The sequence below is a fragment of the Agromyces sp. 3263 genome (assembly GCF_031456545.1).
Classification (GTDB): domain Bacteria; phylum Actinomycetota; class Actinomycetes; order Actinomycetales; family Microbacteriaceae; genus Agromyces.
The window spans coordinates 1,106,912-1,123,881 of record NZ_JAVDUV010000002.1; the positions used below are offsets into that span (position 1 = coordinate 1,106,912).

Sequence of the window (16,970 nt, forward strand, 5' to 3'; positions counted from 1 at the left end):
GACCCAAGGTCGCCGAGGCGTTCGAATGCGGTCGGTCAGGCTGCGGCGGTCACGCGCGGGGCGCGGTCGTCCGGCCGCCGAGCGCCCGGGCGTCGCGGTTGCCCGCGAGGTCGCGGCGCAGCTCCTTCGGCAGCGAGAACATGAGGTCCTCCTCGGCCGTCTTGACCTCGGCGACGTCGCCGTAGCCGGCGTCGGCGAGGGCGTCGAGCAACTCCTTCACGAGCTCCTCGGGCACGGATGCCCCGCTCGTCACGCCGACGGTCTCGACGCCGTCGAGCCACTCCTGCTTGACCTCGCTCGCGTAGTCGACGCGGTAGGCGGCCTTGGCGCCGTACTCGAGCGCCACCTCGACGAGGCGCACGCTGTTAGAGCTGTTCGCCGATCCGACCACGATCACCAGGTCGGCGTCGGTCGCCACCTTCTTGATCGCGACCTGGCGGTTCTGGGTGGCGTAGCAGATGTCGTCGCTCGGCGGGTCCTGCAGGTTCGGGAACCGCTCGCGCAGTCGCCGAACCGTCTCCATGGTCTCGTCGACCGAGAGCGTGGTCTGCGAGAGCCACACCACCTTGTCGGGGTCGCGCACCTCGATGCTCGCCACGTCGTCGGGACTGTTCACGATGGTCACGTGCTGGGGCGCCTCGCCGGCGGTGCCCTCGACCTCCTCGTGGCCCTCGTGGCCGATGAGCAGGATCTCGAAGTCGTCGCGCGCGAAGCGCACGGCCTCGCGGTGCACCTTGGTCACGAGCGGGCAGGTGGCGTCGATGGCGTGCAGGCCGCGGTCGGCGGCGGCGTTGACGACGGCGGGTGAGACCCCGTGCGCGCTGAAGACGACGTGGGCGCCGGGCGGCACCTCGTCGACCTCCTCGACGAAGACGGCGCCCTGCTGCTCGAGCTCGGTCACCACGTGGATGTTGTGCACGATCTGCTTGCGCACGTACACGGGGGCACCGTAGTGCTCGAGGGCCTTCTCGACGGCGATCACGGCACGGTCGACGCCGGCGCAGTACCCCCGGGGGGCGGCGAGGAGCACCCGCTTGTGTCCGGGGACCGGGATATCCTTGAGCCGGCCGCGCACGCCCGGCACGCGAGGCATGCCGAGACCGATCCGTGGGGAATCCGTCGTAGAGGTCACGGATTCCATCCTACGTGGGCGTGATGGGGCCATCGGCTGCGGGCGAACAGGGAGAGACGCGATGACGGAGGCACCGGCCACACGTGAGCACCCGTGGCCCGTCGCGCTGCTCTCGGGCAAGCTCAAGGAGTATCTCGACCGGCTCGGCACCGTGTGGGTCGAGGGCGAGATCACCCAGTGGGGCGTCTCCGGGGGCAATGTCTACGGCAAGTTGAAAGACCTCGACGCCGACGCCACCATCTCGTTCACGATGTGGTCGTCCGTGAAGGCCCGCCTCGGCGAGGAGTTCAAGCAGGGCGATCACGCGATCCTCCTCGTGAAGCCGAGCTGGTGGGTCAAGGGCGGCTCGCTCTCGATGCAGGTCTACGACATGAAGCACGTCGGGCTGGGCGACCTGCTCGAGCGCCTCGAGCGCCTGCGGTCGCAGCTCGCCGCCGAGGGCCTGTTCGACCAGGGCCGCAAGAAGCGGCTGCCGTTCCTGCCCGCGGTCGTCGGCCTCGTGACCGCGCGCGACAGCGACGCCGAACAGGACGTGCTGCGCAACGCCCGCCTGCGCTGGCCGGCCGTGGAGTTCCGCACCGCCTACGCATCCGTGCAGGGCGACCGCACCGCGCCCGAGGTCGTCAACGCCATCCGCCGGCTGGACGCCGACCCAGAGGTCGAGGTCATCATCGTGGCGCGCGGTGGCGGCGACTTCCAGAACCTGCTGGGGTTCAGCGACGAGCGGGTCGTGCGAGCGGCCGCGGCGGCATCCACCCCCATCGTCTCGGCGATCGGGCACGAGGCCGACCGCCCGCTCCTCGACGAGGTCGCCGACCTCCGGGCGTCCACGCCGACGGATGCCGCGAAGCGCGTGGTGCCCGACGTCGCCGAGGAGCTCGTGCGGGTCGAGCAGGTGCGGGCGCGCCTGGGCATGCGCCTGTCGTCGATCCTCGGCCGCGAGATCGACCGCATCGGCCACCTCCGCGCCCGTCCCGTGCTCGCCGACACCGGCTGGATCGTCGACCGCCGAGCCGAAGAGCTCACGAGGTGGGTGGCACGCGGCGCCGAGCTCGTCGAGCGCTGCATCGAGAAGCAGTCGGGGCGGGTCGGCGAGCTGCGCGGACACCTGCGCGCCCTCTCGCCGCAGGCGACGCTCGATCGCGGCTACGCCATCGTGCAGGGCGACGACGGGCATGTGCTGCGGGGCCCCGACGGCGCCCCCGAGGGTGCCCGCCTCACGCTCACCCTGGCCGAGGGCGCGCTCGGCGCCGTGTCGACGGGCGCGATCGTTCGCACGGCCCCCGGCGCCGCCGGCAGTGGCACTCGCGCGGCCGAGTAGAGCTCCGGCCGACGCCGCCGGGGAGGGTCGGTGCGGCCGAATAGAATGGACGCATGCCCCCCACCACGGATGTCGCGTCGCTGAGCTACGAGCAGGCACGCGACGAGCTCGTGCAGGTCGTGGCCGAGCTCGAGCAGGGCTCCGCCACGCTCGAGCAGTCGCTCGCGCTGTGGGAGCGCGGCGAGGCGCTCGCCGCACGGTGCGAGGAGTGGCTGATCGGCGCGAAGGCACGCCTCGACGCCGCGCGGGCCGGGTCGGGGCGCGGTGCGCCTGCGGCATCCGACGACGGCAGCGCTCGCTGATGGCGGCACCGAAGCCGCCGCGCGTCGTCGCCGAACTGGGCCGGCCCGAGACGCCCGAGGAGACCGCGGCGCGCAAGGCCGAGAACTCCCGCAAGCACCGGCAGCGGCAGACGCTGAAGAACCTCGTGCTCGCCCTGGCGGCGAGCCTCCTCGTGGTCCTCGTCATCGTGCTGCTGGTGCCGCGCAGCGACACCGCGATGGAGCGCGACATCGACGTGGCGGCCGTCGCCGAGCAGGCGCAGGTCGTGAGCGACGTGCCGCTCGCCGTGCCCGACCTGCCCGAGGGGTGGCGCGCCAACGCCGCCGAGCTCCGCAAGTCCTCCGTCGACGGGGTGACCGCGTGGTACGCGGGCTACCTCACGCCGAGCGACGAGTACATCGGCATGTACCAGGGCCTCGAGGCGAACCCCACCTGGGTCGCCGAGCTCCTCGCCCGCACCATCGCCACGAGCACCGTCACCGTCGACGGCGTCGAGTGGACCGTGTACGACAACCGCCAGACCGGCGACGACGTGGGCAACGCCCGGTACGGCCTCACCACCGAGGCCGGCGACAGCACGTTCGTGCTGCTCGGCACCGGCACGCCCGAGGAGTTCGAGACGATCGCGACCGCGCTCGTTCCCGCCATCGACGCCCAGCGCTGAGAGGAGCCGCCATGAGCGAGCAGCCGACGACGGAACGCCCCACCACCCCAGCCGACACCTGGCGTGAACTTCGCCGCGGCAACGAGCGCTTCATCGCCGGCGAGCCGCAGCACCCCCGTCAGGACGTCGATCACCGCACGTCCCTCGCCCACCAGCAGCGTCCGCTGGTCGCGATCTTCGGATGCAGCGACTCGCGCCTGTCGGCCGAGATCATCTTCGACGTCGGCCTCGGCGACGCCTTCGTGGTGCGCAACGCCGGACAGGTGATCTCCGACTCGGTGCTCGGCTCGCTCGAGTACGCGGTCGGAGTGCTCGGCGTGCCACTCATCCTCGTGCTCGGCCACGACGAGTGCGGTGCCGTCCGCGCCGCGATCGACTCCCAGGGCGACGACGCTCCGCCGCTGCCCGCGCACATCGCAAGCCTCGTCGACCGCATCGTCCCCGCCGTCCGTCGCGTCGCCGGCGTCGAGGCCGGGGCACCGATCTCGGCCTCCGATGTCGACGCGAGCTACGTCGGCCGGGAGCACCTGCGCGACACCGTGGCCGAGCTCCTCGAGAGCTCCGAGATGATCAGCGACGCGATCGCAGCGGGTACGCTGGCTATCGTCGGCGCGAACTACCGCCTGGTCGAGGGTCGCGCCGAGACCGACATCGTCGTCGGACGCATCTGACCGCCGCATTCGCGGCACTCGCCGGCCCGGGCTCGCGAACCGAGCCCCGGCACGCAACCGAAGGGGATCACACCGTGGTGGACAACGCCGCCGACTACCGCATCGAGCACGACACGATGGGCGAGGTGCGGGTTCCCGCGTCAGCGCTCTACCGCGCGCAGACGCAGCGCGCCGTCGAGAACTTCCCCATCTCGGGCTCCGGCCTCGAGGTCCAGCAGGTGCAGGCGCTCGCGCGCATCAAGAAGGCCGCAGCGCAGGCGAACGCCCGCCTCGGAGTGCTCGACCCCGCCATCGCGCAGGCCATCGAGCACGCCGCCGACGAGGTCATCGCGGGTGAGCACGACATCGCCACGCACTTCCCGGTCGACGTCTACCAGACCGGCTCCGGCACCTCGTCGAACATGAACATGAACGAGGTGCTCGCGACCCTCGCCACGCAGAAGCTCGGCTCGCCCGTGCACCCCAACGACCACGTCAACGCGTCGCAGTCGTCGAACGACGTCTTCCCCACGTCGGTGCACATCGCGGTGACCGCCGCGCTCATCGACGACCTGATCCCCGCGCTCGACCACCTCGCGGTCGCGCTCGAGGCGAAGGCCGAGCAGTGGGCCGGCGTCGTCAAGGCCGGTCGCACCCACCTCATGGACGCGACGCCCGTCACCCTCGGCCAGGAGTTCGGCGGCTACGCCCGCCAGGTGCGCCTCGGCATCGAGCGCGTGCGCTCGGCCCTCCCCCGCGTCGCCGAGGTCCCGCTCGGCGGCACCGCCGTCGGCACGGGCATCAACACGCCCGCCGGCTTCCCGCAGCTCGTGATCGAGCTGCTGCAGCAGGAGACCGAGCTGCCGATCACCGAGGCCGTCGACCACTTCGAGGCGCAGGCCAACCGCGACGGCCTGGTCGAGGCATCCGGGGCGCTGCGCACCATCGCCGTGAGCCTCACCAAGATCGCGAACGACCTGCGCTGGATGGGCTCCGGCCCCAACACCGGCCTCGGCGAGCTGTCGATCCCCGACCTGCAGCCGGGCTCGTCGATCATGCCCGGCAAGGTGAACCCCGTCGTGCCCGAGGCCGTGCTCATGGTCGCGGCGCGCGTCATCGGCAACGACGCCACGGTCGCCTGGGCCGGGGCATCCGGAGCGTTCGAGCTCAACGTGCAGATCCCCGTGATGGGCACCGCGCTGCTCGAGTCCATCCGGCTGCTCGCCAACTCGGTGCGGGTGCTGGCCGACAAGACGATCGACGGCCTCGAGGCCAACGTCGAGCGCGCCACCGCCCTTGCCGGCATGTCGCCCTCGATCGTCACGCCGCTCAACAAGCTCATCGGCTACGAGGCCGCCGCGAAGATCGCGAAGCACTCCGTGGCGAAGGGCATCACGGTGCGCGAGGCCGTGATCGACCTCGGCTACGTCGAGCGCGGCGAGCTCACCGAGGAGCAGCTCGACGCCGCACTGGACCTGCTCTCGATGACGCGCCCGCCGCAGGCCTGACCCGCGCCCTCGCGGAGGAGATCCGCACGAGCGGAGGATCGGGCGAATCGCCCGGCCTCCCTCGGCGCCGATCTCCTCCGCGCGAGCCGACCGACCCTAGGTCAGCTCCGCCCCGTCGAGCATCTCCGACACGAGCGCAGCGATGGCCGAGCGCTCCGAGCGGGTCAACGTGATGTGGGCGAACAGCGGATGCCCCTTCAGCGTCTCGATCACGCTCGCGACGCCGTCGTGGCGGCCCACCCTCAGGTTGTCGCGCTGCGCGACGTCGTGGGTGAGCACGACCCGCGAGTTCTGGCCGATGCGGGAGAGCACGGTGAGCAGCACATTGCGCTCCAGCGACTGCGCCTCGTCGACGATCACGAACGCGTCGTGCAGGGAGCGCCCGCGGATGTGCGTCAGCGGCAGTACCTCGAGGATGCCCCGATCGACGACCTCCTCGAGCACGTTGTCGGAGACGACGGAGCCGAGCGTGTCGAACACGGCCTGGCCCCATGGGTTCATCTTCTCGCCCTGGTCGCCCGGCAGGTAGCCGAGCTCCTGGCCACCGACCGCGTACAGGGGGCGGAACACCATGATCTTCTTGTGCTGCTGGCGTTCGAGCACCATCTCGAGCCCGGCGCAGAGGGCGAGGGCCGACTTTCCGGTGCCGGCCCGACCGCCGAGCGAGAGGATGCCGACCTCGGGGTCGAGGAGCAGGTCGATCGCGAGGCGCTGCTCGGCCGAGCGACCGTGCACGCCGAAGACGTCGCGGTCTCCGCGCACGAGCCGGACCTCGCGCTCGCCGACGACGCGGCCGAGCGCCGAGCCGCGCTCGGAGTGGATGACGAGCCCGGTGTTCACGGGCATGCCCTGCACCTCGTCGGTCGTCATGCGCTCGTGCTCGTAGAGCTTCGCCATGTCGTTGGAGCCGAGCGACAGCTCGGCCATGCCCGTCCACCCGGAGTCGAGGGCGAGCTCGGCCCGGTACTCCTGGGCGTCGAGGCCGATCGATGCGGCCTTGACGCGGAGCGGCAGGTCTTTCGAGACCACGGTCACGGCGACGCCGTCGTTGGCGAGGTTCGCCGCGCAGGCGAGGATGCGGGAGTCGTTGTCGCCGAGCTGGAGTCCGCTCGGCAGCACCGAGGGGCTCGAGTGGTTGAGCTCGACCCGCAGCGAGCCGCCGTCGCCCACCGGAATGGGGAAGTCGAGTCGTTCGTGCTCGACGCGCAGCTCGTCGAGGATCCGCAGCGACTGGCGCGCGAAGTACCCGATCTCGGGGTCGTTGCGCTTGGCTTCGAGTTCCGTGATGACGACGACGGGAAGGACCACCGCGTGCTCGGCGAACCTGAACAGCGCCCGGGGGTCCGACAGGAGCACCGAGGTGTCGAGCACGTACGTCCGCTCGGACTGCGCGGCGCCCGTGGGCGCCGAGGCATCCGGCCGCATCTTGCGATTCGACGACCGACCGACGGACTGGGAGGTTTCGAGTGAGGCCACGACCGCTCCTGCCCCGAGCATTCCGCTCGGCTCTCGCGCCGGCCGGCGATCCTCCTACGAGCGGTTCACGAGCCGACTCGATCGGACACCTTGCCCGATGGGTTGAGCGTACGTCGGGCATCCGACACCGGTCGGTCCGACACGCGAACAGTTCACACCGTGTTCACACGCCGACGACGGGATGCCGCGCACGAGTGCGTGCGCCGCCGAGCGGAGGCCGCGACCCCGGCGCGTGCGGCCGGCTCAGTACGACGCGGCCGTGCCGTACGACACGAACGCGGCGCGGAGCATGTCGAGCGTCTCCTCGCTGGTGGCCGCGTGCACGCTGAGGCGCACCTGGCCCTGCCGGGTGGTCGCCGTCACGCCATGGTTGTGCATCGAGGCGGTGAGGTAGGTGACCTGTCCCGCCGGCGGCTCGAGCACGACGATGCCGGCGCGCTCCTGCTCGTCGCGCGAGCTCACCACGGGCACGGCGAACTCGTCGGCCAGTTCGATCACCCGGCTCACCCGCTCCGCCACCGCGGTGTTGATCTCGGGCACGCCGGCCTGCGCGATGTCCTCGAGGGCGGCCGCGAAGCGGGCCTCGGCGATGGGGTCGGGGTTCGACACGCGGTAGGCGCGGGCGCCGGGAGCGGGTGGCGGCACGTGGTCCCACGGCTCCGCCTCCTCGGTGCCGGTGAATCCCGAGAACACGGGAGTGAGTCGTTCGAGGGCTCGCGGCGACAGGGCCATGAGGCCGGTGCCCCAGCCCGCGCGGCACCACTTCTGGCCGCCCGTCACGACGACGTCGGCCGCCTCCCACGGCGCGTCCACGACCCCGAAGCCCTGGATGGCGTCGACGATGAGCAGCCGGTCGCCGATCACCTGCCGGATGCCCTCGATGTCGCAGAGGTAGCCCGTTCGGGAGTCCACGAGGCTCACGGCGACCGCCGCGACGTTCGACTCCAGCTGCTCGCGGATCTGGCCGGGGGTCACCTTGCCGTGGTCGGTCTCGAGCCAGGCCGGCTGCACGGCGTGCAGCGCCTCCTGCGCCCGAACGGCCGCGATCGGCACGCTCGGGAACTCTCCGGGCGAGAGGAGCACGCTGCCCGTGAGCCCGAACATGGCATGCATGAGCCCCTGGGAGGTGTTCGGCTGGAACACGATCGCGTCCGCGGGGAATCCGAGCAACGCGGATGCCGCGGCGCGCACCCGCGCGTCCTGCTCGGCGAACACGTCGACACTGCCGTGGCGCGCGCGCTGGAGCACCTGGGTGAGCGCGAAGGACTCCTCGGCGGCGGCGGTCGCGAGCGGGCCGAACCGACCGTAGTCGAGGTACCCGGGCTCATCGGTGAACCCGGCGATGAATGCGTCGATGGTCACGTACGCCCCCTTCTCCGAGCCATATCATGACAGACCCCAGCCGGTGTGTGAGCGTTCTCACCCGCCGAATCTGCGGTGGCGCTTCGCATAGTCGCGCAGCGCCCGGAGGAAGTCGACCTGCCGGAGGTCGGGCCCGAGGGCCTCGACGAAGTAGAACTCGCTGTGCGCGGCCTGCCACAGCATGAAGTCGCTGAGGCGCTGCTCCCCCGACGTGCGGATCACCAGGTCGGGGTCGGGCTGACCGCCGGTGTACAGGTGCTCGCCGATCAGGTCGGGGGTGAGTCGCTCGGCCAGATCCTCCAGGCTCCGCCCCTCGGCGTGGTGCGCCGCCACGATGGAGCGCATCGCGTCGGTGATCTCCTTGCGTCCGCCGTACCCGACCGCGAGGTTCACGTGCAGGCCCCGCTTGTCGGCCGTGCGGTGCTCGGCGGCGTCGAGTGCGGCCACGAGCGGCGCGGGCAGGCCGGCATCCGACCCCACGTGCTGGACCCGCCAGTCGCGATAGTGCGAGAGCTCCTCGGCGAGCTCGGCGATGATCTCGATCAGGTCGGCGAGCTCGGCGCTGGGCCGGTTCCCGAGGTTGTCGCTGGAGAGCAGGTAGAGCGTGACGACGGAGATGCCCAGGTCGTCGCACCACTCCAGGAACTCGCGCATCTTCGCGGCGCCGGCGCGATGGCCGTGCGCGGCGCTGTCGTACCCGAGCTGCCGGGCCCACCGCCGGTTGCCGTCGATGATCATGGCGACGTGCCGGGGCAGCGCGGCTGGGTCGAGTCCACGCCGGAGGCGGTTCCCGTAGAGGCGATAGAGGATGCCGCGACCGAGGGGCTGATCGCTGGTCTGCACGGCACTACGCTACCGCTCCGCCATCGCGGGGACTCACAGCCGCGGACGACGGGCGTTGGCCTACGCTGTGTGCATGACCCCGAAGCGCCGCCACGAGTCCGCCGACCTCGCGGAGGAGCTCAGCCGCCCGGTCGCGCCCGACGACACGTCGGACCTGGCGGTCAGCCGCGACGAGCACGGGCCCGACCTGCCCAACATCCCGCTCCTCGACGACGCGCTGGCCCAGCCCGCCGACGTGAAGCCCACGTGGCGCGGCTGGATCCACGCGGGCACCTTCCCGGTGACGATCGTCGCGGGCGTGGTACTCATCGTGCTCGCCGAGGGCGCCCCCGCGAAGTGGGCGTCAGCGGTCTTCACCCTCACGTCGATGCTGCTCTTCGGCAACTCCGCGCTGTACCACCGGTTCGACTGGAAACCGCGCACGAAGCTCGTGCTGAAGCGCATCGACCACGCCAACATCTTCCTGCTCATCGCGGGCACGTACACGCCGCTGGCGATCCTCGCGCTGCCGCCCGAGAAGGGCTGGCTGCTCCTCGGCATCGTGTGGGCCGGCGCGCTCATCGGCATCGGGTTCCGCGTGTTCTGGATCCACGCGCCGCGATGGCTCTACGTGCCGCTGTACCTGCTGCTCGGCTGGGCGGCGGTCATGTACCTCGGCGACCTGCTGGAGGCGAGCGTCGCGATGATGGTGCTCGTCATCGTCGGCGGCCTGCTCTACACCGCCGGCGCGATCGTCTATGCGCTAAAGAAGCCGAACCCGTGGCCCGGCCGGTTCGGGTTCCACGAGATCTTCCATGCCTGCACCGTGCTGGCGTTCATGTGCCACTGGACGGCGACGCTCATCATCGCGATGCACCCCGTCTACCACGTGGGCTGAGCCCTCCGACGCCGGCGCGGCACGCGAGTCGGCCCGCCGCCGCTCGGGTCGTCAGCGAACGGGCGGCTGGCCCTCGTCGTCGTGGTCGTCGGAGGCCGCCGGCCGGGCCTCGTCGGACGGCGGCGCCTTCGCGATCGGGGGCTCCGCGGCATCCGGCCCGGCGAAGCCGTCCTCGAGCTCGTGGAGCTCCTCCTCGCGACGCTCGGCCTCGAGCTGCTCGCGCACCTCGGCACGGTAGTTCACCCGGCGGATGCGACGCACCATGTCGAGCACGAGCAGCACGACGACGACCATGACGAGGAACGTGAGGACGAACCCCCAGATGCCGGGCGTCACGGTGTTCGGATCGAACTCCTCCTCGGCCGCGTGGACGAGGAGGCGTGGGGCGGCGGCGATCACGAGTGCGCTCCGTCGATGGGGCAGGCGGGCACGACGAGCATCGGACTCACTTTCGCAGCGGATTTCGGCTTCGCGGGGGCGGCTAGGCTGGATGCCAAGCCTAGACGATCGACGTGGGAAGGAGCCGAGGCCGTGGCCGAGCAGCAGTCCGACACGCTCGCCGCACGCTACGGCCGCACCCGCACCAATCGCACCCGCGACCGGCTGCTCCTGATCGGCGGAGCGGTCGCCTTCGCGGTCGTGCTGATCGCCTGGGTCGTGTGGGCTGGCCTCGACGGCCAGAAGCCCTCGGTCGAGGCCATCGACACCGGTCACCGGCTGCTCAACGACGAACGCGCCGTGGAGGTCAGCTGGACGCTCTCGGTGCCGCCCGGCAACGAGACGGCCTGCATCGTGCAGGCCTACGACGAGGACTTCACCGTGGTCGGTTGGAAGGTCGTCGAGATCCCGGCATCCGACCGTCATCTGCGCACCTTCACCGACACCGTACGCGTTGCGCGCGAAGCGAACACGGGTTTGATTTCGCGCTGCTGGCTCACCTAATATGGGGCATTCGCCTCGGCAGCTGCCGGGGCGACACGTCTATCTCAGGAGTGCACCATGGCGCAGGACGCCACCGTCACCTGGCTCACGCAGGAGGCCTTCGACCGACTCGCAGCCGAGCTCGAGGAGCTCTCCACGCATGGTCGCGAGGAGATCGCCAAGCGCATCGAGGCCGCGCGTGAAGAGGGCGACCTCAAGGAGAACGGCGGGTACCACGCCGCGAAGGACGAGCAGGGCAAGCAGGAGGCGCGCATCCGCCAGCTGAAGGAGCTGCTGCGCACGGCCCAGGTCGGCGAGGCGCCGCAGTCGTCGGGCGTCGTCGAGCCCGGCACCGTCATCACCGCCGTCATCGCCGGTGACGAGGAGACCTTCCTCATCGGCAGCCGCGAGATCGCCGGCGACTCCGAGCTCGACGTGTTCAGCGAGCAGTCCCCGCTCGGCGCCGCCATCATCGGCCTGAAGGTCGGCGACCGCACCACTTACACCGCGCCGAACGGGCGCGAGATCTCGGTGGAGGTCACCGGCGTCGAGACCTGGGGCGGCCAGTAGGACGCGTCCCGCCCGAGCGATCCGACGGCCTCCGCGCACTGCGCGGGGGCCGTCGTCGTCGGGGCATCCCCGGTGACGGGGAGCGAGGATCAGTCGGTCTCGACCCGCGGCTCGTACCCGGCGCGGCGCAGCACCTCGACGACATGCTCGCGGTGCTCGGGACCCCGGGTCTCGACCGAGAGCCGGAGCTCGACCTCGGAGATCTGCAACCCCGATCCGTGCCGGGTGTGCAGCACCTCGATGACGTTGGCGTTCGCCTCCGCGAGCAGCTCGGCGACGCGGGCGAGCTGGCCGGGCCGGTCGGGCAGCCCGACGCTGATCGTCAGGTAGCGGTCGGACGCGCTGAGGCCGTGCGCGACGACGCGCTGCATGAGCAGCGGATCGATGTTGCCCCCAGACAGCACGGCCACGATGGGCCCGTCGGTGGGCACGGCGCCAGTCATCATGGCCGCGACCGCGACGGCGCCCGCCGGCTCGACGACGAGCTTGGCCCGCTCGAGGAGCACGAGGAGGGCACGGGCGATGTCGTCCTCCGAGACCGTGACGACCTCGTCGATCGCCTCCCGGATGATCGCGAAGTTGAGCTCGCCCGGGCGGTACACGGCGATGCCGTCGGCGATCGTCGGCACGACCGGCACCTGCCTGGGCTGCCCCGCGGCGAGGGAGGCGACGTAGGGCGCGGCGTTCTCGGCCTGCACCCCGACGATGCGGATGGTGCGGCCCTCGCGCGCGGCCTGCTGCTTCGCCGCGCTGGCGATGCCCGCGGCGAGGCCACCGCCGCCGATCGGCACGACGATGGTCGTGGCATCCGGAGCCTGCTCGAGGATCTCGAGGCCGAGCGTGCCCTGCCCGGCGATCACGTCGGGGTGGTCGAACGGCGGGATCACCACGGCGCCCGTCTCGGCGGCGAACGCGGTGGCCGCTTCGAGGGTCTCGCCGATCGAGTCGCCCTGGAGCACGACGTCTGCTCCGTACTGGCGAGTGGCATCGAGCTTCGGCAGGGCCACGCCGACGGGCATGAAGATCGTGGCGCGGATGCCGAGCTCGCGGGCTGCGTAGGCGACGCCCTGGGCGTGGTTCCCGGCGGAGGCGGCGACGACCCCCCGCGCGCGCTCCTCGGCGCTCAGCGCCGAGATGCGGTGGTACGCCCCGCGCAGCTTGTAGGAGCCGGTGCGCTGGAGGTTCTCGCACTTCAGGTACACGGGCACGCCGAGCCGGTCGGCGAGGAACCGGGAGGTCTCCATCGGCGTACGCCGCGCCACGCGCGCCACGACCTCGCGAGCGTCCTCGAACTGGGCGAGGCCGGGCCCCGGAATGGTGGTGATCACGTGTTCATTCTCCTCGCTGGTAGCCCGGCCGCTGCGGCACGGTGCGCCAGAGCGGAGATCGCACCTCGTCGGACGGTGGGGCGGCGTCGCCCTTCCAGCTCCCGGATGACACGTAGTTGATCATGACGTTGAGCACCGCGGCGACGGGCACCGCGAACAGGGCGCCGGGAATGCCGGCGACGAGGGAACCGGTCGCGACGGCGACGACGACGCCGAGCGGATGCACCTTCACGGCCGTGCCCATGATGAGCGGCTGCAGCACGTGGCCCTCGACCTGCTGCACGAGCAGCACGATGCCGAGCATGATGAGCGCGATGACCGGTCCGTTGTAGACGAGGGCGACGAAGACGGCGAGGGCGCCGGTCACGACCGCGCCGACGATCGGGATGAACGAGCCGAGGAAGACGAGGATGGCGATGGGCACCGCCAGCGGGACCCCCAGGAAGAACGCGCCGAGGCCGATGCCGATCGCGTCGATGGTGGCGACGAGGATCTGCACCTTCACGAAGTTCTGCAGCGTGTTCCACCCGGCGAGCCCGGCGCCGTCGACGGCGGCCCGTGCGCGGCGCGGGAAGACTCCGACGATCCAGCGCCAGATGCCACGCCCGTCGATCAGGATGAAGAGCGTCGCGAAGAGCGTGAGCAGCGTGCCGGCGAGGAAGTGCCCGAGCGTCGACCCGAGCGAGAGCGCGCCGCTGACGAGGATGCCGCTGTCCTCCTGCACGGAGGAGGCGATCTGCGCCATCCAGTCGTTGAGCTGCTGCTCGGTGATGTGGAAGGGACCCTGGAGGAGCGACTCGCGGAACTGGTCCCACGCCACGACCGACTGCTCCGCGAGGTCGCTGGCGCCCCGGGCGATGAACGTGATGCCGACGGCGAGCAGTCCGCCGACGATGACGAGGGCGGTGAGCATCGCGACGGCGACGGCGAGCCACTTCGGCCAGCGGTGGCGCTGCAGGAACTTCGAGAACGGCACGAGCAGCGCGCCGAGGAGCACCGCCACGAGCAGCGGGATGACGATGAGACGAAGCTGGATGATGAGGAAGATGACGACGGCGAGGACGCCGCCGACGAGGAGGAGGCGCCACGACCAGGCGGCGGCGAGGCGCATGCCGAAGGGCACCGATTCGGAGGCATCCCGGCGCGTCGGGGGCGGCGTCTCCCGGCCGCCCGCCTGGCGCCTGCCGATGAACCCGCCCCGAGCCTTCCCCGCCGACTCCGTCATCGCTCCAGTCTAGGCGGGCCGCATGCGGCGAGCGGCATGATTGCGCCCGCTGTCGGTGGTCGCGTATAGGGTCGGGGCACCATGGTCGACACCGTCTCCCTCGCGCTCGCCCGCCGCATCGCCCTCACGGCCCAGGGCTTCGGCCGCCCCGTGCCGGAGTCACCCGGCACGCGCCAGGTCGCCGCGGTGATCGACCGGCTGGGGCTGTTGCAGATCGACTCGGTCAACGTGTTCGAACGCAGCCACTACCTCCCAGCCTTCAGCCGGATCGGCGACTACGACCGGCAGGTCCTCGACCGCCTCACCACCGGCCGACGGGGCCGCACGGTGGAGTACTGGGCGCACCAGGCGGCGTTCATCCCGCGCGACCTGTGGCCGCTCTTCGAGTTCCGGCGCGAGGAGCACCGCCGGGTCGGCAGCGACTGGGGCGGGTGGCTCGTCGAGAACCGCCCGCTCGCTGACTGGCTGCGCGGCGAGCTCGGCGCCAACGGGCCGATGCGGGCGAGCGACATCGAGCACGACGCGAACGAGCGTCGCGGCCCGTGGTGGGGTTGGTCCGACGTCAAGCGCACGCTCGAGTGGATGTTCCGGGTCGGCGAGGTCGTCTGCATCGAACGGCGGCGGTTCGAGCGGGTCTACGCGCTGCCCGAGCAGGCGCTTGCGCCCGAGCTGCTCTGCGAGGCGCCGGCCGAGGCCGACGCGGTGCGCGAACTGATCGGCCGCGCGGCATCCGCCCTCGGCATCGCCACCGAGGCCGACCTGGCCGACTACTGGCGCATGAAGCGCACGCCCGTGCGCGCGGCGATCCGCGACCTCGAAGACGCCGGGGTGCTGCTGCCCGTGCAGGTGCCCGGGTGGACGACCGGCACGCGACCGACACCGACCTGGCTGCATCGCGATGCGCGACGGCCCCGCCGCGTCGAGGGGGCGACCGTGCTCTCGCCGTTCGACCCGGTGGTCTGGTTCCGGCCGCGCACCGAGCGCCTGTTCGACTTCCACTACCGCATCGAGATCTACACGCCCGAACCTGATCGCAAGTTCGGCTACTACTCGCTGCCCGTGCTCATCGACGACGACGTGGTCGGCCGCGTCGACCTCAAGAGCGATCGCAAGGCCAAGGTGCTGCGCGTGCAGTCGGCCTGGTCCGAGTCCGGCGCCCCGGCCGACGCCGCGGCGCGGCTCGTGCCCGTGCTGTGGCGGGCGGCCGCCTGGCAGGGGCTCGACGGCATCGAGGTGGCCGACCGCGGCGACCTCGCGCCCGCGCTCCGCGCCGAGCTCGCGTCGGCGGCGTGAGTCGCGACGACGTGCGACCGGCCTAGAAGGCGCCGCCCATCTGCTCGAGCCGCTTCACGCGCTCGGCGATCGGCGGATGCGTCGCGAAGAGGCGGCCGACCACGCCCGGCTTCAGCGGATCCGCGATCCAGAGGTGGGCCATCGACGTGTTCTGGCGACGCATCGGCCGGCCGTACTGCTCGAGCTTCTCGAGGGCGCTCGCCAGTGCGTCGGGGTGACGGGTCGTCATCGCGCCCGTGGCATCCGCCAGGTACTCGCGCTGACGTGAGACCGCCAGTTGCACCAGGCTGGCGACGAGCGGGGCGATGAGCATGGCGACGAGGCCCACGACCAACAGGATCGGATTGCCGTTGCTGTTGTTGTTGCGGCCGAAGAAGGTCATGCGCACGAACATGTCGGAGATGAACCCGACGGCCACGACGAGGCCGAACACGATCATCGACAGGCGGATGTCGTAGTTGCGCACATGCCCGAGCTCGTGGGCCATGACGCCCTCGAGCTCGGCGTCGTCCAGGAGCTCGAGCAGGCCCGTGGTGGCCGCGACCACGGCATGCTCGGGGTCACGGCCGGTGGCGAAGGCGTTGGGCGCCGGGTCGGAGATGACGAACACCCGGGGCATCGGCGTGCCCGTCGCGATCGACAGGTTCTCGACGGTGCGCCACAGCCGTGGGTGGTCGGCCTTGCTGCGCAACTCGATCGCGCCCGACATGGCGAGGGCCTGCCGGTCGGCGGTGAAGTACTGGAACAGCGCGTAGGCGCTGGCGATCACGACGGTGACGATCACGATGGTGGGGTCCTGGTAGACCCATGCCGCGAGCCATCCGAGCCCGCCGATGATGGCCAGGAAGAACAGGATGATGAAGACGGTGTTGCGTTTGTTCCTGGCGATCGCTCGGTACAACGCCGGCCCTTAGAACTGCACGCGCGGCGGCTCTGCGATGGCCGCAGGCTCCGTGACCTCGAAGAAGTCCCGCTCGTGGAAGCCCAGGCCGCGCACGAACAGGGTGTTGGGGAACACCTTGATCTTCGTGTTGAGCTCCCGCACGCCGCCGTTGTAGAAGCGGCGCGACGCCTGGATCTTGTCTTCGGTGTCGACCAGCTCGGACTGCAGCTGGAGGAAGTTCTGGCTGGCCTGCAGCTGCGGGTACGCCTCGGCGACCGCGAAGATCGACTTCAGCGCCTGCTGCATGTGGTTCTCGGCTGCCCCCGCCTCGGCCGGCCCCTGCGCCTGCAGCGTCTCCGCGCGCGCGCGTGTGACGTTCTCGAAGACGGCCTTCTCGTGGGCCGCGTAGCCCTTGACCGCCTCGATCAGGTTGGGGATGAGGTCGGCCCGGCGCTTGAGCTGCACGGTGATGTCGCTCCACGCCTCGTCGACGCGGACGTTGAGGGTCACGAGGGAGTTGTAGGTCGCCCAGAGGTAGATCCCGATGATCACCACGAGCGCGACGACGATGATGACGGGGATCAGCCATTCCATGGCACGGACTCCTAGCGCTCCAGCGACGATCGGGGGTGCTC

General features: G+C 71.1%; 18 protein-coding genes. 9 read left to right on the forward strand and 9 right to left on the reverse strand.

Annotated features, from left to right (window positions below):
* Positions 1-49: 49 nt before the first annotated feature.
* A complete protein-coding gene (locus tag J2X63_RS18410; protein ID WP_309980198.1) occupies positions 50-1,093 on the reverse strand; it encodes a 4-hydroxy-3-methylbut-2-enyl diphosphate reductase in 1,044 nt (347 codons plus the stop codon).
* 100 nt (positions 1,094-1,193) lie between these two features.
* On the opposite strand from J2X63_RS18410, the gene xseA reads away from it, so the two are divergent.
* From xseA to J2X63_RS18435, 5 genes are all read left to right on the forward strand, one after another.
* The gene (gene xseA / locus J2X63_RS18415; protein WP_309979954.1) at positions 1,194-2,453 is read left to right on the forward strand and encodes an exodeoxyribonuclease VII large subunit; all 1,260 of its coding nucleotides are present in this window, start codon (positions 1,194-1,196) and stop codon (positions 2,451-2,453) included.
* Between the two features lie 53 nt (positions 2,454-2,506).
* Complete coding sequence (locus J2X63_RS18420; protein ID WP_309979955.1) at positions 2,507-2,755, forward strand: exodeoxyribonuclease VII small subunit; 249 nt, start codon at positions 2,507-2,509, stop codon at positions 2,753-2,755.
* The gene (locus J2X63_RS18425) at positions 2,755-3,399 is read left to right on the forward strand and encodes a DUF4245 domain-containing protein (protein ID WP_309979957.1); all 645 of its coding nucleotides are present in this window, start codon (positions 2,755-2,757) and stop codon (positions 3,397-3,399) included. Before J2X63_RS18420 ends, J2X63_RS18425 begins: the two co-directional genes overlap by 1 nt.
* Before the next feature lie 11 nt (positions 3,400-3,410).
* Positions 3,411-4,070, forward strand: coding sequence for a carbonic anhydrase (locus J2X63_RS18430; protein ID WP_309979960.1), 660 nt, complete (start codon positions 3,411-3,413; stop codon positions 4,068-4,070).
* Positions 4,071-4,144: 74 nt separating this feature from the next.
* Positions 4,145-5,557: a class II fumarate hydratase gene (locus J2X63_RS18435; protein WP_309979962.1), complete on the forward strand. Its 1,413-nt coding sequence runs from the start codon at positions 4,145-4,147 to the stop codon at positions 5,555-5,557.
* Between the two features lie 96 nt (positions 5,558-5,653).
* Here the strand turns inward: J2X63_RS18435 and J2X63_RS18440 are convergent, their stop codons facing one another.
* The 3 genes from J2X63_RS18440 to J2X63_RS18450 form a co-directional block, all read right to left on the reverse strand.
* Positions 5,654-6,982: a PhoH family protein gene (locus tag J2X63_RS18440; protein ID WP_309980200.1), complete on the reverse strand. Its 1,329-nt coding sequence runs from the start codon at positions 6,980-6,982 to the stop codon at positions 5,654-5,656.
* A gap of 294 nt (positions 6,983-7,276) precedes the next feature.
* Positions 7,277-8,395, reverse strand: coding sequence for an aminotransferase class V-fold PLP-dependent enzyme (locus J2X63_RS18445; RefSeq protein ID WP_309979963.1), 1,119 nt, complete (start codon positions 8,393-8,395; stop codon positions 7,277-7,279).
* Between the two features lie 57 nt (positions 8,396-8,452).
* Positions 8,453-9,238: an isoprenyl transferase gene (locus J2X63_RS18450; protein ID WP_309979966.1), complete on the reverse strand. Its 786-nt coding sequence runs from the start codon at positions 9,236-9,238 to the stop codon at positions 8,453-8,455.
* A 73-nt stretch (positions 9,239-9,311) separates the two neighbouring features.
* On the opposite strand from J2X63_RS18450, the gene J2X63_RS18455 reads away from it, so the two are divergent.
* Positions 9,312-10,115, forward strand: a complete 804-nt coding sequence (locus J2X63_RS18455) for a hemolysin III family protein (RefSeq protein ID WP_309979967.1) — start codon at positions 9,312-9,314, stop codon at positions 10,113-10,115.
* A gap of 51 nt (positions 10,116-10,166) precedes the next feature.
* Here J2X63_RS18455 and J2X63_RS18460 read toward each other — a convergent pair whose 3' ends face one another.
* Positions 10,167-10,514 carry a hypothetical protein gene (locus tag J2X63_RS18460; RefSeq protein ID WP_309979969.1) on the reverse strand — a complete coding sequence of 116 codons (348 nt, stop codon included), beginning with the start codon at positions 10,512-10,514 and terminating at the stop codon, positions 10,167-10,169.
* A gap of 132 nt (positions 10,515-10,646) precedes the next feature.
* Between J2X63_RS18460 and J2X63_RS18465 the strand changes: the two genes are divergently transcribed.
* Together J2X63_RS18465 and greA are read left to right on the forward strand one after the other, a co-directional pair.
* On the forward strand, positions 10,647-11,057 hold the full coding sequence (locus J2X63_RS18465) for a DUF4307 domain-containing protein (protein WP_159602408.1): 411 nt from the start codon (positions 10,647-10,649) through the stop codon (positions 11,055-11,057).
* Between the two features lie 57 nt (positions 11,058-11,114).
* Positions 11,115-11,606, forward strand: coding sequence for a transcription elongation factor GreA (gene greA, locus J2X63_RS18470; RefSeq protein WP_309979971.1), 492 nt, complete (start codon positions 11,115-11,117; stop codon positions 11,604-11,606).
* Between the two features lie 89 nt (positions 11,607-11,695).
* Here greA and ilvA read toward each other — a convergent pair whose 3' ends face one another.
* Both ilvA and J2X63_RS18480 read right to left on the reverse strand, forming a co-directional pair.
* Positions 11,696-12,934: a threonine ammonia-lyase gene (gene ilvA, locus J2X63_RS18475; protein ID WP_309979973.1), complete on the reverse strand. Its 1,239-nt coding sequence runs from the start codon at positions 12,932-12,934 to the stop codon at positions 11,696-11,698.
* Between the two features lie 4 nt (positions 12,935-12,938).
* Positions 12,939-14,159 (reverse strand): AI-2E family transporter, encoded by a 1,221-nt coding sequence (locus J2X63_RS18480; protein ID WP_309979975.1) that lies wholly within the window; start codon positions 14,157-14,159, stop codon positions 12,939-12,941.
* Between the two features lie 81 nt (positions 14,160-14,240).
* Here J2X63_RS18480 and J2X63_RS18485 point away from each other — a divergent pair, with 81 nt between their 5' ends.
* A complete protein-coding gene (locus J2X63_RS18485; RefSeq protein WP_309979977.1) occupies positions 14,241-15,452 on the forward strand; it encodes a DNA glycosylase AlkZ-like family protein in 1,212 nt (403 codons plus the stop codon).
* Positions 15,453-15,474: 22 nt separating this feature from the next.
* Here the strand turns inward: J2X63_RS18485 and J2X63_RS18490 are convergent, their stop codons facing one another.
* Positions 15,475-16,353: a M48 family metalloprotease gene (locus tag J2X63_RS18490; RefSeq protein WP_309979979.1), complete on the reverse strand. Its 879-nt coding sequence runs from the start codon at positions 16,351-16,353 to the stop codon at positions 15,475-15,477.
* 9 nt (positions 16,354-16,362) lie between these two features.
* A complete protein-coding gene (locus J2X63_RS18495) occupies positions 16,363-16,929 on the reverse strand; it encodes a LemA family protein (RefSeq protein WP_309979981.1) in 567 nt (188 codons plus the stop codon).
* Between the last annotated feature and the right edge of the window lie 41 nt (positions 16,930-16,970).